This is a genomic window from Oscillospiraceae bacterium, assembly GCA_025758045.1.
Classification (GTDB): Bacteria; Bacillota; Clostridia; order Oscillospirales; family Ruminococcaceae; genus Gemmiger.
The window spans coordinates 157,247-170,738 of record CP107208.1; the positions used below are offsets into that span (position 1 = coordinate 157,247).

Genomic DNA, 13,492 nt, shown 5'->3' on the forward strand with positions numbered 1-13,492 from the left:
ATGGGCGAAAAGGGAGCATTTGAATCAACTATTTTTTCTCAAACATCTGGCGGCGCACCGTGACACGCGGCCCACCGTGGGTGGGGCGGCAGAGGTAGCACTGCTTGTAGCTGGGGCGCAGGGCGGCCAGGGCATTGCGGGCGGCGGTCTCGTCGTCGAACACGCCAAATACGGCCGCACCGCTGCCGGTCATCTGGGCGGTCAGGGCACCATGCTCCCGCAGGGTGGCACAGATGGAAGGGGTCTCCACCGCGCCGGAGCAGTGCTCCAGCGCATTGCCCGCTGCAGCGCAGACGGCGCGCAGGTCCTCGGCGCGGATGGCCTGCTCCTGGGCTTCGCAGTCCGGGTGGACCGGGCTGCCCATCGTGTCATACCGGGCAAAGGCCTCGGGGGTGGAAACGCCCACGCTGGGCATTGCCACCACGAACCAGCAATCCGGGCAGGGCGGCAGGGCCTTCATCAGGTCGCCCACGCCGCGCACGCGGCAGGTGCCGCCCAGCAGTGCAAAGGGCACGTCAGCCCCAATGCCCGCGCCGATGGCGCACAGCTCGCTCATCGAAAGATGGGCGTCGTACAGCTCGCTCAGGCCCACCAGCACACCGGCAGCGTCGGCACTGCCGCCCGCCATACCGGCGCGCACCGGCACCCGCTTGTAGATGGTCATGTCCACACCGGCCAAAAGCCCCGTGTAGCGGAAAAAGGCCACGGCGGCCTTGATGGCGGTGTTTTTATCGTTGACCGGCACAAAGCTGCCCGGCAGCGTCAGCGAAAGCGTATTGCTGCGGCGCAGTGTGATTTTTTCGTATAAATCGATGGTCTGCATGACCATGTCCAGGTCATGGTAGCCGTTGGGCAGCGTGCCCACCACGTCCAGCGAAAGGTTCAGCTTGGCCGGGGCCAGCACGGTTACGGAACGTTTTAACATGGCGCTCACTTCTCCCATCCGTGTTCGTGCAAAAATTCGCGGATACGCTTCATCGCGGTCTGCAGGTGATCCACGCTGTAGGCGTAGCTGATGCGGGCGTAGCCTTCGCCCGATGCACCGAACGCGCTGCCGGGGATGATGGCAACTTCCTTTTCCCGCAGCAGCTGCTCGCAGAATTCGCTGCTGGTCAGGCCGCTGATCTGAATGGACGGAAAGACGTAAAACGCGCCCCGCGGCTCAAAGCAGGTCAGGCCCATATCGTTGAGTGATTTCACTACATAACGGCGGCGGCGGTTGTATTCGTCACGCATCATCTCGATCTGGTCGTCGCACTGGTGCAGCGCCGTGATGGCGGCGTACTGGCTGGTGGTGGGGGCCGACATGATGCAGCTCTGGTGAATTTTCGTCATCACCTTGATGAGCGGCGCAGGACCCGCAGCGTAGCCCAGCCGCCAGCCGGTCATGGCGTAGGATTTGGAGAAGCCGTTGACTACGATGGTGCGCTCGGCCATGCCGGGCAGCGAGGCAATGGACACATGGCGGTCGAGGCCGTAGGTCAATTCGGAGTAGATTTCGTCCGACAATACGACAACGTTTGTCTCCCGCAGGACGGCGGCGATCTCCTCCATCTCGGCGGCGCTCATCACAGCGCCGGTGGGGTTGTTGGGGTACGGGAAGATCAGCAACTTGGTCTTGGGCGTGATGGCGGCCCGCAGCTGGTCGGCAGTCAGGCGGAACTGATCCTCGGCGCGGGTGGCAATGTGCACCGGAACGCCGCCGGTCAGCTGGGTGATCGGCTCGTAGCAGACGAAGCAGGGCTCCGGGATGACGACCTCATCCCCCGGCTGCACCAGGGCGCGGATGGTCAGGTCGATGGCCTCGCTGCCGCCGACGGTGACCAGGACATTTTCCTCTTTATAGTGCAGTTCAAACCGGCGGGCCAGGTAGTTGCAGATCTCGCTGCGCAGTTCTTTTAAGCCCGCGTTGGCGGTGTACTTGGTACGGCCCAGTTCCAGGCTGCGGATGCCGGCATCGCGCACGCTCCAGGGCGTTTTGAAGTCCGGCTCGCCCACACCCAGAGAGATGCAGTGGGGCATATCGGCTGCCAGGTCAAAGAACTTGCGGATGCCCGAGGGCCGCATGGATTTCGCGGCAGGCGCAAGCAGTTCATCGTAGTTGATCACAGGACGGTACACTCTCTTTCATCGGGTTCTTCGGGCAGATACAGGCGGCCGCCGCGCTTGTAGGGGCGCAGCACAAAGCTGGTGGCGGTAGAGAGCACGTCGTCCAGCGGGGACAGGCGCTTGGCCACGAAGATGGCGATCTCCTGGAAGCTGCGGCCCTTGATGATGACCTGCAGGTCGTAGCTGCCGCTCATCAGCAGCACGGTGTCCACCTCGTCAAACTGGGCGATGGTCATGCCGATATCGTCAAAGCCGCGGGCTTTGTGGGGGGTCACGCGCAGCTCGATCACGGCCTCGACCAGGTTGACCCCGGCCTGCTCCCAGTCGATGAGGGTCTCGTAGCCGCGGATGTAGCCTTTTTCGGCGGCCTCATCCATCATGGCGGCGACCTCCGTGGGGGTCTTATCCAGCATGGCGGCAATATCCTCAATGGGCATACGGGCGTTTTTTTCCAAAATGCGAAGCAGTTCTTCCATAATGATACACCTCTACAATCGTGCTATATACAGATGATTATAGCATAGATGGAGTGGAAATGCCAAGAATTTTTCATCGCCCCCAAAACAAAAGAGCATGTACCCCAAAAGGCACATGCTCTTGAAATTATTCGGCGGCCGATTCGCTGTCAGCGCTGTCTTCCCCGCCGTCCTCGGCCGGGGCATCCTCGCTGTCGGCGGAGGTGTACTCCTCCGCGCTCGTGTCCGAAGCGGCATCGTCGTTCAGCACGGTGCTGGTGTCGGCCATGGCGTTGCCCAGCTGGTCTTCCACCATGCTCTGGGCATCCTGCGGTACATTGGCCGTGGGGGCCGGGGTGGCAGTGGCTTCGGGTTTCATCTCACTCTCCTGCAGGGCGCTCAGGTACCATTCGTGGTTGCTGCCCTGGGTGAAGACGTAATCCATATACTTGGTGGGGGTGGTGGGCGCGGTCAGTGAAAGCTCCCCGTTGGAGGAACTGTTCGTGGCGGTGGGAATGTAACCCACGGTCACATACTGCTTGCCGTCCGCTTTCCAGATCTTCTCTACTTCCGGCGTGTACTGCGCCACCGAGCTGGTGACGGGCACCAGGTAGCCCTGCTTTTCCTCGTCATACTGATAAGAAAATACGTCGGTGCTGAAACTGCCGTCGCCCACGGTGTAATCCGGCCCCAGCAGGTTGGCAATGTAGGTGTCGATCTCCAGCTTGGGGATGATGGCCGAGCCGGTGTCGGGGTCACGCTCGTACTGATCCAGGCTGCCGCCGCTGTTCTGCACCTGATAGACGGTGCCCCAGATGGCGGCCTGCTTGAAAACGCCGGGGTCTACGCTGGATACATCGCTGAAAGCCAGCGGGTCCAGCATGACCATACCGAACAGGCGGTCCTCGTAGGCTTTGCGGCGGTCGGAATCATCCAGCACGCTGCGCAGCAGGCTGACCACCCAGCCAAACACGGTGAAAAGACCAATGACAGCTAGCAGCAGCGCTACGCCGCCTACGATCTGCCGTGCCAGACGGCGGTTATTGCGGATATGTTCTTCTTTGTAATTTGCCATTTCGGATTAGGTGCTCCTTTGGGAGAATGAGAAATGCACAGCGCAATTACTTGTTTTTGTACATCTGCTCGTAGTATTTCTGGTAGTCGCCGCTGGTGACGTGGGCCATCCAGTCGGGGTGTGCCAGGTACCAGTCAATGGTCAGCACGATGCCCTTCTCAAACGGGGTCTCGGGGTACCAACCCAGATCTTCCTTGATTTTGGTGGGGTCGATGCCGTAACGGCGGTCGTGGCCCAGACGGTCGGCCACGTGGGTGATGAGCTCCTCGCTGATGCCCTTGTCCTTCAGACGGTCATGCAGCTGGGCGATGACCGTCTTGACGATGAAGATGTTGGGGCGCTCGTTGTGGCCGCCCACATTGTAGACCTCGCCGTCCTTGCCGCCGTTGGCGACCATGTCGATGGCCTTGCAGTGATCCATAACGTACAGCCAGTCGCGGATCTGCATGCCGTCGCCGTAAACGGGCAGCTGCTTGTGCTGCTTGGCGTTGTTGATGAGCAGCGGGATCAGCTTCTCGGGGAACTGATAGGGACCGTAGTTGTTGGAGCAGCGGGTGATGTTCATCGGCATGCCATAGGTATCGTGGAATGCCTTGACGAACATGTCGGCGCTGGCCTTGGAGGCAGAGTACGGGCTGTGGGGGCACAGCGGGGTGGTTTCCATGAAGTAACCTTCGGCACCCAGGGCGCCGTAGACTTCGTCGGTAGAGACCTGCAGATACTTCTTGCCCTCTTTCCAGGTCTTGGCGGCGGCGTCATACCAGGCGTCCTTGCAGCACTGCAGCAGGTTCACGGTGCCCAGCACGTTGCTCTCGACGAAGATCTCGGGGTTCTTGATGCTGCGGTCAACGTGGCTCTCGGCGGCAAAGTTGATGACATAATCGGGGTCATACTTGGCGATCAGGTCGGTGACCAGGGCTTTGTCGCAGATGTCGCCCTGCACGAAGATGTGGCGGGCGTCGCCCTCGATGTCCTGCAGGTTCTCCAGGTTGCCGGCGTAGGTCAGTTTGTCCAGATTGATGAGGCGGATGTCCTCGTACTTCTCCAGCATGTAATGCACAAAGTTGGAGCCGATGAAACCGGCACAGCCGGTAACAAGATAGGTTTTCATAATTTATAATTCTCCGTTCCAGTTTGCAAAGAAATCGTGTAAGGCATCCTGCCAGTCGCGCATCTCGTCGCCGACGGTGCAGCGCAGCATGCGGTTCTCCAGGGCGCTCCAGGCGGGGCGGCTGGCGCTGGCGGGGTTGGCAGCGGCGTACTCGGCGCTGGTGCAGGGGTTCACCTTGCAGGGCAGGCCGGCTTCCTTCATGATGGCGGAAGCAAAATCATACCAGCTGCAGATGCCGTTGCCAGTGCAGTGGTAGATGCCGTAATCGTGGCTGACGGCCAGCTTGAGGATGTGGTAGGCCAGGTCCACCGCGTTGGTGGGGTTGCCCAGCTGGTCATTGACAACGGTGATCTCGTCGTGGGTTTTGCCCAGGCGGACCATGGTCTTGACAAAGTTTTTTCCATAGTAGCTGTACAGCCAGGCGGTGCGCACGATGAAATGGCGGCGGCAGAACCGCTCGACATACTGCTCGCCCAGCAGCTTGGTCTGGCCGTAGGCCGAGATAGGCGCGGGCACGGCGCACTCGTCCAGGGCGATGCCGCCGTTGGCGACACCGGGGAACACATAGTCCGTAGAAATATGGATCAGGCGGGCGTTGACCTTCTCACAGGCCAAGGCCAGGTTGCGGGGTCCCAGAGCGTTGACCTTGTAGGCCGCATCGCGGGAGATCTCGCAGCCGTCCACATTGGTGAAAGCCGCGCAGTTAATGACAGTCTCAGGCTGGTGGCGGCGGATATAGTTGATGGTCGCTTCACGGTCGGTGATGTCCAGTTCATCCACATCCACGGGGATGATGGTGGCCTTGCGCAGCCGCTCCGGCAGCGGGCCGAGGACGCAGCTCTCGGCAGCCAGCTGCTTTTGCAGCTCGGTACCCAGCTGGCCGCGGCAGCCGGTAATTAAAATCTTCATGATAACTCCCCTGTTCTGCGCTTAGTACTGCAGCTTGTCGTCGGCCACGTTCTTCAGGTGCTGGCCGTAGGGGCTCTTGCCGTAACGGGCGGCGCTTTCCAGCAGTTTCTCCTTGGTGATCCAGCCGTACTTGTAGGCGATCTCCTCGGGAGCCGAGATTTTAATGCCCTGGCGCTGCTCGACGGTCTGCACAAAGGTGGCAGCTTCCACCAGAGAGTCCATCGTGCCGGTGTCCAGCCAGGCGTAGCCACGGCCCAGCAGCTGCACATCCAGCTTGCCCTCGTCCAGGTACATCTGGTTCAGGGTGGTGATCTCCAGTTCGCCGCGGGCGCTGGGCTTGACCTGCTTGGCCATCTTGACGACGTCCTTGTTGTAGAAATACAGGCCGGTGACGGCGTAGTTGCTCTTGGGTTCGGCGGGCTTTTCCTCGATAGAGGTGGCATGGCCGTCCTTGTCAAAGGCGACAACGCCGAAACGCTCGGGGTCGTTGACAAAGTAGCCGAACACGGTGCTGCGGCCGGCGGCGGCGTTGGCTGCAGCGCCCTTGAGCCGCTTGGAGAAACCGGCACCGTAGAAGATGTTGTCGCCCAAAACCATGGCGCAGCAGTCGTCGCCGATGAACTCCTCGCCCAAAATGAACGCCTGTGCCAGGCCGTCCGGGCTGGGCTGCACCTTGTACTGCAGGTGTAGGCCGTACTGGCTGCCGTCCCCCAGCAGGGCCTCAAAACGCGGGGTGTCGGTGGGGGTGGAGATGATCAGGATGTCCTGGATGCCGGCCAGCATCAGGGTGGACAACGGGTAGTAGATCATCGGTTTGTCGTAAACGGGCAGCAGCTGCTTGGAGGTGACCATCGTCAGCGGGTAAAGTCGGGTGCCGGCGCCGCCGGCAAGGATAATACCTTTCATCGTTACAACTCCTTATTTTATATTCCGTGCGCGCCGCCCATCCCACGGGGGCAGATCCCCCTGGGGCATAATCTCGCACAATAGTAGAGTTATTATAACGCATTTACGCCCCGGGCGCAAGGGGCAAATCTTGCCGGAAACTGCGCCCGGCGGCTGGATTTTGTTGCCAATTTGTTACCTTTTTGTGACGATTGCTTGACGTAAAGGGCGCTGTGTGGTACAATGTACAAAGCGTAAATGTTAATGGCGCGTATCTCTGCGCATTTTTATAGCCGATCCTCGGCCTTTGTACTTTGAATTTAAGGAGGCGTTTTCGCGTTGAAACGCTTTTTATGCGCTGCATTTTTTATGGCGCTTGTCGTTTTATTTGCTGCCTGCGGCGCGCTGAACAGCAGCACCGCGGCCAGTGCCGCCACGGCGACCCCCACCAGTTCTACCTCCCGCACCCAGAAAAGTGAGCCGGTGCAGGTGAAGGAAAACCCCGCCAAGGTGGATGTGGTCGGTGAGCAGGCCGCGACAGCCCCCACGGCTACCGCAGCCCCCGCCCAGACCCCCGCGACCGGGGATTTCCCGGTGATGTATCTGACAGGTGTGATCGGGCTGATCCTGATCTGTTCGGCCGGACTTTTAATGCTTCGTAAAATATAAGCGGACAACGCCCTGCGGGGCGTTTTTTTGTTATGGCAACACCGCACAATTCCCGCCTTACGGCTTAAGCACCGCTTCGGCGGCTGCGGCACGGCATCTGCGTTGCCAAAATGCTCGATAATACACAAAGTATTATCTGCGCTTTTGGCTTAGCAGCTGCCGCACCTCGCTCGCCGTATCGGCACTTAGAATTGTGCGGTATTGCCTTATACTTAAGCGTAGGTATCGTCGGCGTATGTCCGCCGAGGACGATGGATTTTAAACGGAGAGGAGGCAAAGCTATGCCGCGGCATTACCGCAAACTGCGGGGCAACTCGGCCTATTATCCCTTTGCGGCGCGCACCGGCATGCGGGCCCGCCAGCGGCGGGAGGTCCGCGCCCTGCGCATCGCCGGTACGGTGCTGCTGGGGGCGGCTGCTGCTTTGCTTCTGCGCCAGACTGTAGGCCGCGGCGGCCAGCCGGAAGCTCCGGTGCAGCCTGTTCCCTCCCCTGCGCTGGTGGAAACGGCAGAAAACGCCCGCGGCAGCAGCATCACGGTGCAGCCGGTGGCTGCCACCCGCGACGCCCTGGCCGCCACACTGGATGCCGACGATGCCGCTCACGCCACCCCGGCTCCGGCAGCCCCGGCTGCCCACATCCAGGAGGTACTGCCTGCCTACCGCGACCTCTACGAGCAGAACCCCGACCTCATCGGATGGCTGACCATCGACGGCACTGACATCGACCTGCCCGTGGTGCAGACCCCCGGCAACAATGAGTACTACCTGCGCCGCGGCTTTGACCGGCTTTACGCCACCGGCGGCACGCTGTTCATGGACGAGCACTGCTCCATCGATCCCGACGCCCCCACCGCCAACTGGCTGATCTACGGCCATAACATGGTGGACGGTTCGATGTTCGGCCAACTGACCCGTTACCGCAGCGAGGATTTTTACAAAGCACACACCACCTTTACCTTTAACACGATCTACGAGACGGCAGCCTGGCAGGTAGTGGCCGCGCTGGATACGACCCTGGGCGCGGATGAACTGCCCTACTACACCTTTTTTGATGCGGATACCAAGCTGGAGTGGCAGCAGCGCGTGGACGCCATCACAGCGCTGTCCCTCTATGATACCGGCGTGACGCCGGCATATGGCCAGCAATTGCTGGTGCTTTCCACCTGCGGTACCTCCTCGCCCGCCGCTAAGACCCGCTTTGCCCTGCTGGCAGTGCGGTGCTGCGAAAACTGATTTTGCACTTGCATTTTATAAAAGAATCGTCTATGATGGTGCATGAACTATTTTAGTCAAAAAAGGAGCCTGTACAAACTATGGCAGAATTTACCTATGAAGTTACCGAGCGCATCGCTGTGCTTTCTACCAACGCCCGCGGCTGGGAGCGCCAGCTGAATATGGTCAGCTGGAACGGCAACCCGCCGAAGTATGACATCCGCGATTGGTCTCCGGACGGCAGCCGCATGGCCAAGGGCATCAGCCTGACTGAGGAAGAGCTCAAGACCCTGAAAGACATCCTGAACGATATGGAACTGTGAGGTTCGCATGGAAGACTACCGCGCCCGGTTTGTGGAGATCTACAATAAAAACATCACGCGCCCCGGCGCGGACCGCCTGCTGAGCTGGCTGGAGACCACGGACTTTTTCACGGCCCCTGCCTCCACCCGCTACCACGGTGCCTGCGAGTGCGGCCTGGTCATGCACAGCCTGAACGTCTACGACGCGATGATGCAGCATTTTTACACCGAGGGCGAAAACGCCGAAAGCTATGCCATCTGTGCCCTGCTGCACGACCTGTGCAAGGCTAATTTTTACAAAGTCAGCACCCGCAACGTGAAAAACGACGCCACCGGCCAATGGGAGAAAGTGCCGTTTTACCAGGTGGCTGACCAGCTGCCCTACGGCCACGGCGAAAAGAGCGTGTATCTCATCGAGCATTTCATGCGCTTGAAAACCGCCGAGGCTATTGCTATCCGCTGGCATATGGGCGGGTTTGATGATGCCGTCCGCGGCGGCAGCTTTGCCGTGAGCGATGCCTACAACAGCTATCCCCTCGCTGTAAAGCTCCACATCGCCGACCTGACGGCAACTTACCTGATGGAGCAGGGCACCAGCGCTGTGGAAAACGGGCATCCCAAAAACAAATGATTTCATATCGCACCTAGCGGGCGTTGCCACCATGTGGCAACGCCCTTTTTTAGTGGGCTTCTTCCGCCGGGTGGGAAAACGGCTGCATAGGGTGCGTTTCGGGAAAATCGCTGTGTATATGCGCACGCAGTAAAACGGCCAGGTTCTTCCATATAGAGGTGTTCTTCCATTAGCGAATATGGTATACTCAGTTTAGTGCGGTAAATCGAAATTTGTGAAAGCAAAAAAATTCAAACAGCCTCATTGCATGGCTTATAAAAACAGGCTATGCTTAAAGCAGGAGGTGGCTATTATGGCAAATGAAGATAAAAAAGATTTCAACGCTATGTTGCATGACAGTAAGGACATGCCTAAGTTTCAGACGATTACGGATGAAAAGAGCATAGAAAAATATGGTGGGGATAGAATGTACTTTGCACCGCCAATCGACTATGACAGAATTATGAAGTGTGTTCCCTATGGAAAAGTAATTACTGTTGGGGAAATTCGTGATTACTTCGCAGAACAAAACGGCGCAGATTTTACAGAGCCTATTACGGCGGGAATTTTTGTATCCATTGCAGCTTGGGCAAGCTATCAGCGCTCTGAGGATGAAACGCCTTATTGGAGAACGCTGAAAGCAAATGGAGAGTTAAACGCAAAATATCCTGGAGGTATAGAAGCGCAGAAAGAAAAATTAGAAGCAGAAGGGCATACAATTATTCAGCGGGGGCGCAAAAATATCAGTTATTATGTAAAAGATTATGAAAAGGCGATGTTTGAATTGAATTAGACAACTTCCAGTTTACCGTACTCGTTCCCGGCAGGGGTTGGGGCAGGTACGCCCCAACAAGAAACTGTCCGCGGGGCAAAAATTGAAAATTTGTGGCCACGGAACGATTCGTGCTCTCATAAACAATAGAAAACCCAGAACTGCACAGCTGATTCAGCCAACAGTTCTGGGTTTCTTGTTATCAGGTCAAAATACTGTTTTACGGGGGCCCTGCCATATGACGGGACCTGCTTTTTCTACAAAAACAATCAATTACTTCAACATCTTATAAATAGCTTCCATATCGCTCTGGTGCAGCACCTTGGCGGAGCCCTTGGCACCGCCGCAGGCGCGGGCGCAGCTGGCGGCCATCTCGGCCATCTGCTCGTCGGTGGGGTCGATGCCCAGCTCCTTGAAGTTGACGGGCATGCCGATGCGATGATAGAACTCCTCCATCGCGGCGATACCGGCCAGCGCGGTCTCCTCATCGGTGGCACCGGGGGTCACGCCCATGACGTTGACGGCGTACTTCACAAAGCGGGGCAGGCAGTCCTTGTAGACATAGCGCGCCCAGCTGGGCCAGACTGCGGCCAGGCCTGCGCCGTGGGTGACGTTGAACATGCCGCCCATCTCATGCTCCAGCAGGTGGGGCATCCAGTCGCCGCCGTCGCTGCCGCAGCCGGTCAGGCCGTTGTGTGCCAGAGAGGACGCCCACATCACCTCGGCGCGGGCATCGTAGTTGCGCGGGTCGGTGTGCAGCACTTCAGCGTTGTGCATGACGGTGCGCAGCAGGCCTTCGGCCAGCGCGTCGGTCAGTTCCATCGTGCCGCTGTTGACAAAATAACGCTCCATCGTGTGCATCATGATGTCGGCACAGCCGGCCTCGGTCTGGTAGTCCGGCAGGGTCATGGTCAGTTCGGGGTCCATGATGGCAAACTTCGGGCGGGCCAGGTCGTCGTCGTAGGCGCGCTTTTCCTCGGTGTCGGTGTTGGTGATGACGCAGCTGTTGCTCATCTCAGAGCCAGCGGCGGCGATGGTCAGCACGGATGCAACCGGGAAGCAGGCTTTGGCCTTGCGCTGGCCCGCGTACAGCTCCCAGACATCATGCTCCGGCTCAGCCAGGCCGTAAGCGATGGCCTTGCAGGAGTCGATGACCGAACCGCCGCCGACAGCCAGCAGGAAGTCTACGCCGTTGGCCTTGGACAGCTCAATGCCCTCGCGCACCTTGGCCAGATGCGGGTTAGGCACAACGCCGCCCAGTTCCACGTGGAAGATGCCCGCCTCATCCAGCGACTTCTTGACGCGGTCCAGCACGCCGGAACGCACAGCGCTTTGGCCGCCGTAGTGGATCAGCACGCGGGTGCCGCCAAACTGCTTCATCAGCTCGCCGACTTTTTCGACCGAACCTTTGCCGAACGCGACTTTGGTCGGGGTATAATAGGTAAATCCAAGCATTGTAAAAACCTCCTGCTAACTTTGGATGCTGCCAAAATCGTGTATCTTGCACAAAATTCAAGCGCATACATCCGTTTTTTCTAATCATAGCACAGAGCGCAGGCGGGTGCAAGAGGAAATTTTGTGGGCCTCATGGCAGGGCTTATTCCGTCGGCAGGCTGACGTCCCACTGGGCCAGCTCGACCAGCGGATCGGTGTTTTTATCCACCAGTTTTACGGTCAGACCGGCGGCCTCGGCGGGGGCAGCGTCAAAGTCGTAGCTGACGGTGCTGTTGTCTGCACTGGGGCGGCTGCTGGCGCATTGCAGCTTTTGGCCATCCGCGGAGAACAGCTGCAGCGTGGCGCCTTCGGGGGCATCTGCCGATAGCTGTACCGTTACACGGGTCTCGCCGGGGGCAGCGATCACGCTGGACAGCGTATAGCCGTTGACTTCCGGTTCGGAAACCGTACCGATACGGTTGGCCATATCGTCGGACGAGACGGTAAAGTTCAGCTTCCAGCGGCCATCCAGCCTGGTGCGCAGATAGCTGCCGTCGGCATCATAGGCATTCTGCACGCCGGTCAAGCCCGCCACGGTCAGCTGGCAGTCGATGGCAGCGGTGTCGCCGTTGTAGTCCGCCAGGTCATAGTCCATGGCGGCGGCGTAGGTGTGGTCGTCCACTTTTTCAAACACAAAACCGTTCTGGGGGTAAAGGGCCTGCCCGTTCGCTAGCAGGATGCCGTCGGCCTGCGCCTGGCAGATCTCGATCCAGCCTTCGCCGCCCGGATTCTGGGCCAGCCAGTCGTAACCCGCCAGACTGTCATTCCCGTCCGGGGCGGTCAGCGTCAGGCCGATGCGCAGGTAGAGGCCGTCGCAGTAGACCTGGTTCAGCGTCAGGGTGTAGGGGCTGGCGGTGCTGCTCTCCCCTGTCTCGCTCTGGCTTTCCGGTACGGCAGGCACTGCGGCCTGCTGGGCATAGCCGGAAAGCTGGTCGCTTTTCAGTTGTTTTTTGCTGTCATGCTGGTTGAGGAAACTGAACACATCCCCCACAAAGGGCAGACCCTCGGCCAGCGCAGGATTCACTGTATTGACCCCGCACAGTACGGCCATGCAGGCGGCGACTCCGGCCAGTGCCCTGCCCCAGACAGGAACGCGGCGGCGCTTGGCGGATTTTGCACGGTGTACAGATTTTTTGCGCGGTGCTTCGCCGGATTCGACGTGTACTTTTGCCAGTACAGCATCGGCCAGGCGGTCGCTTTCGGCGGCGGTCAGCGGTGTTTCCTCGGTGGGCAGGGCGTCAAGCTCGTTCCAAAATGTATGCAGATCAGCCATGTGTATAACCCCTTTCCTGTAATTGGCGGCGCAGGCGGTCGCGCCCGCGGCTCAGCCGGGTGTTTACGGTGGATACCCGCAGATCCAGCGCGGCGGCGATCTCCCTGCTGGATTGCATCAGGTAGTATTTGCGCAGAAATATCTCACGGTCGGGCGGCTCCAGCGCTGCCACCAGCACGGCCAGCTCGTCGGCGGCATCCCCGGCCGGGTCGGCGGGCAGGTCGGCGATGGTGGCGGCCAGTTCATCGGTCAGCGGCAGAGTGTCGCGCCGCTGTAAGGCGCGGTAACGGTTGATGGCGGTATTCCGTGCTGTGACGATGAGCCAGGCCCGCACCGGTGTGCCGGTGGCTTCCAGCCGGGCGGCATTGCGCCACAGCGCCACAAATACATCGGCGGTACATTCCTCTATATCCCGGTCGTGCCCGGGCAGGATGCGGCGGGCAATGCCCCGCACCAGCGCAGCGTAGTCCCGCATGGCCCACCGCAGCCCGGTATCCGGGTCCTGCCGGATGGCCTGCAACAGCGTGGGCGTGGTGTTTGTTTGCATGAGCTTCAACTCCTTTTGTTTTGGCGCCTTTCACTCTTATAGACAAGCGGGACGGAGAAAATCTTACAGG

Annotated in this window: 15 protein-coding genes; 5 read left to right on the forward strand and 10 right to left on the reverse strand. The window is 59.4% G+C overall.

The genetic code is table 11. The features are described from left to right. Positions 1 to 28: 28 nt before the first annotated feature. The 7 genes from ispE to rfbA all read right to left on the reverse strand — a co-directional run bounded on the left by ispE (position 29) and on the right by rfbA (position 6,565). Positions 29 to 925 carry a 4-(cytidine 5'-diphospho)-2-C-methyl-D-erythritol kinase gene (ispE, locus tag OGM81_00860; protein ID UYJ43733.1) on the reverse strand — a complete coding sequence of 299 codons (897 nt, stop codon included), beginning with the start codon at positions 923 to 925 and terminating at the stop codon, positions 29 to 31. 5 nt (positions 926 to 930) lie between these two features. Further along, positions 931 to 2,067, reverse strand: a complete 1,137-nt coding sequence (locus tag OGM81_00865; protein UYJ44944.1) for an aminotransferase class I/II-fold pyridoxal phosphate-dependent enzyme — start codon at positions 2,065 to 2,067, stop codon at positions 931 to 933. 38 nt (positions 2,068 to 2,105) lie between these two features. Beyond that, positions 2,106 to 2,585: an Lrp/AsnC family transcriptional regulator gene (locus tag OGM81_00870; protein ID UYJ43734.1), complete on the reverse strand. Its 480-nt coding sequence runs from the start codon at positions 2,583 to 2,585 to the stop codon at positions 2,106 to 2,108. 127 nt (positions 2,586 to 2,712) lie between these two features. Then, on the reverse strand, positions 2,713 to 3,639 hold the full coding sequence (locus OGM81_00875; GenBank protein UYJ43735.1) for a hypothetical protein: 927 nt from the start codon (positions 3,637 to 3,639) through the stop codon (positions 2,713 to 2,715). A 46-nt stretch (positions 3,640 to 3,685) separates the two neighbouring features. Continuing rightward, complete coding sequence (gene rfbB / locus OGM81_00880) at positions 3,686 to 4,750, reverse strand: dTDP-glucose 4,6-dehydratase (GenBank protein ID UYJ43736.1); 1,065 nt, start codon at positions 4,748 to 4,750, stop codon at positions 3,686 to 3,688. A gap of 3 nt (positions 4,751 to 4,753) precedes the next feature. Next, the gene (gene rfbD, locus OGM81_00885) at positions 4,754 to 5,659 is read right to left on the reverse strand and encodes a dTDP-4-dehydrorhamnose reductase (GenBank protein UYJ43737.1); all 906 of its coding nucleotides are present in this window, start codon (positions 5,657 to 5,659) and stop codon (positions 4,754 to 4,756) included. Between the two features lie 21 nt (positions 5,660 to 5,680). Beyond that, complete coding sequence (gene rfbA, locus OGM81_00890) at positions 5,681 to 6,565, reverse strand: glucose-1-phosphate thymidylyltransferase RfbA (protein UYJ43738.1); 885 nt, start codon at positions 6,563 to 6,565, stop codon at positions 5,681 to 5,683. Between the two features lie 318 nt (positions 6,566 to 6,883). Between rfbA and OGM81_00895 the strand changes: the two genes are divergently transcribed. The 5 genes from OGM81_00895 to OGM81_00915 all read left to right on the forward strand — a co-directional run bounded on the left by OGM81_00895 (position 6,884) and on the right by OGM81_00915 (position 10,129). Further along, on the forward strand, positions 6,884 to 7,213 hold the full coding sequence (locus OGM81_00895; protein ID UYJ43739.1) for a hypothetical protein: 330 nt from the start codon (positions 6,884 to 6,886) through the stop codon (positions 7,211 to 7,213). Positions 7,214 to 7,494: 281 nt separating this feature from the next. After that, positions 7,495 to 8,445, forward strand: a complete 951-nt coding sequence (locus OGM81_00900) for a class B sortase (protein UYJ43740.1) — start codon at positions 7,495 to 7,497, stop codon at positions 8,443 to 8,445. A gap of 80 nt (positions 8,446 to 8,525) precedes the next feature. Beyond that, positions 8,526 to 8,747 (forward strand): YdbC family protein, encoded by a 222-nt coding sequence (locus OGM81_00905; GenBank protein UYJ43741.1) that lies wholly within the window; start codon positions 8,526 to 8,528, stop codon positions 8,745 to 8,747. Positions 8,748 to 8,754: 7 nt separating this feature from the next. Continuing rightward, positions 8,755 to 9,357 carry a hydrolase gene (locus OGM81_00910; protein ID UYJ43742.1) on the forward strand — a complete coding sequence of 201 codons (603 nt, stop codon included), beginning with the start codon at positions 8,755 to 8,757 and terminating at the stop codon, positions 9,355 to 9,357. A 292-nt stretch (positions 9,358 to 9,649) separates the two neighbouring features. Further along, a complete protein-coding gene (locus tag OGM81_00915) occupies positions 9,650 to 10,129 on the forward strand; it encodes an MGMT family protein (GenBank protein ID UYJ43743.1) in 480 nt (159 codons plus the stop codon). A 252-nt stretch (positions 10,130 to 10,381) separates the two neighbouring features. On the opposite strand, the gene OGM81_00920 is transcribed toward OGM81_00915, so the two are convergent. The 3 genes from OGM81_00920 to OGM81_00930 all read right to left on the reverse strand — a co-directional run bounded on the left by OGM81_00920 (position 10,382) and on the right by OGM81_00930 (position 13,422). Further along, positions 10,382 to 11,563, reverse strand: coding sequence for an iron-containing alcohol dehydrogenase (locus tag OGM81_00920; protein UYJ43744.1), 1,182 nt, complete (start codon positions 11,561 to 11,563; stop codon positions 10,382 to 10,384). A gap of 142 nt (positions 11,564 to 11,705) precedes the next feature. Next, positions 11,706 to 12,875, reverse strand: coding sequence for a DUF4179 domain-containing protein (locus tag OGM81_00925; GenBank protein ID UYJ43745.1), 1,170 nt, complete (start codon positions 12,873 to 12,875; stop codon positions 11,706 to 11,708). Further along, complete coding sequence (locus tag OGM81_00930; protein UYJ43746.1) at positions 12,868 to 13,422, reverse strand: sigma-70 family RNA polymerase sigma factor; 555 nt, start codon at positions 13,420 to 13,422, stop codon at positions 12,868 to 12,870. The genes OGM81_00925 and OGM81_00930 overlap by 8 nt, the downstream gene beginning before the upstream one ends. Positions 13,423 to 13,492: the final 70 nt, after the last annotated feature.

Excerpts from the sequence above, each read along its gene's own strand:
- OGM81_00865 (UYJ44944.1), bottom strand. The coding sequence starts at position 2,067 with ATGCGGCCCTCGGGCATCCGCAAGTTCTTTGACCTGGCAGCCGATATG.
- OGM81_00875 (UYJ43735.1), bottom strand. The coding sequence starts at position 3,639 with ATGGCAAATTACAAAGAAGAACATATCCGCAATAACCGCCGTCTGGCA.
- rfbB (UYJ43736.1), bottom strand. The coding sequence starts at position 4,750 with ATGAAAACCTATCTTGTTACCGGCTGTGCCGGTTTCATCGGCTCCAAC.
- OGM81_00910 (UYJ43742.1), top strand. The coding sequence starts at position 8,755 with ATGGAAGACTACCGCGCCCGGTTTGTGGAGATCTACAATAAAAACATC.
- OGM81_00915 (UYJ43743.1), top strand. The coding sequence starts at position 9,650 with ATGGCAAATGAAGATAAAAAAGATTTCAACGCTATGTTGCATGACAGT.
- rfbD (UYJ43737.1), bottom strand. The coding sequence starts at position 5,659 with ATGAAGATTTTAATTACCGGCTGCCGCGGCCAGCTGGGTACCGAGCTG.
- OGM81_00870 (UYJ43734.1), bottom strand. The coding sequence starts at position 2,585 with ATGGAAGAACTGCTTCGCATTTTGGAAAAAAACGCCCGTATGCCCATT.
- rfbA (UYJ43738.1), bottom strand. The coding sequence starts at position 6,565 with ATGAAAGGTATTATCCTTGCCGGCGGCGCCGGCACCCGACTTTACCCG.
- OGM81_00925 (UYJ43745.1), bottom strand. The coding sequence starts at position 12,875 with ATGGCTGATCTGCATACATTTTGGAACGAGCTTGACGCCCTGCCCACC.
- OGM81_00920 (UYJ43744.1), bottom strand. The coding sequence starts at position 11,563 with ATGCTTGGATTTACCTATTATACCCCGACCAAAGTCGCGTTCGGCAAA.
- ispE (UYJ43733.1), bottom strand. The coding sequence starts at position 925 with ATGTTAAAACGTTCCGTAACCGTGCTGGCCCCGGCCAAGCTGAACCTT.
- OGM81_00905 (UYJ43741.1), top strand. The coding sequence starts at position 8,526 with ATGGCAGAATTTACCTATGAAGTTACCGAGCGCATCGCTGTGCTTTCT.
- OGM81_00900 (UYJ43740.1), top strand. The coding sequence starts at position 7,495 with ATGCCGCGGCATTACCGCAAACTGCGGGGCAACTCGGCCTATTATCCC.
- OGM81_00930 (UYJ43746.1), bottom strand. The coding sequence starts at position 13,422 with ATGCAAACAAACACCACGCCCACGCTGTTGCAGGCCATCCGGCAGGAC.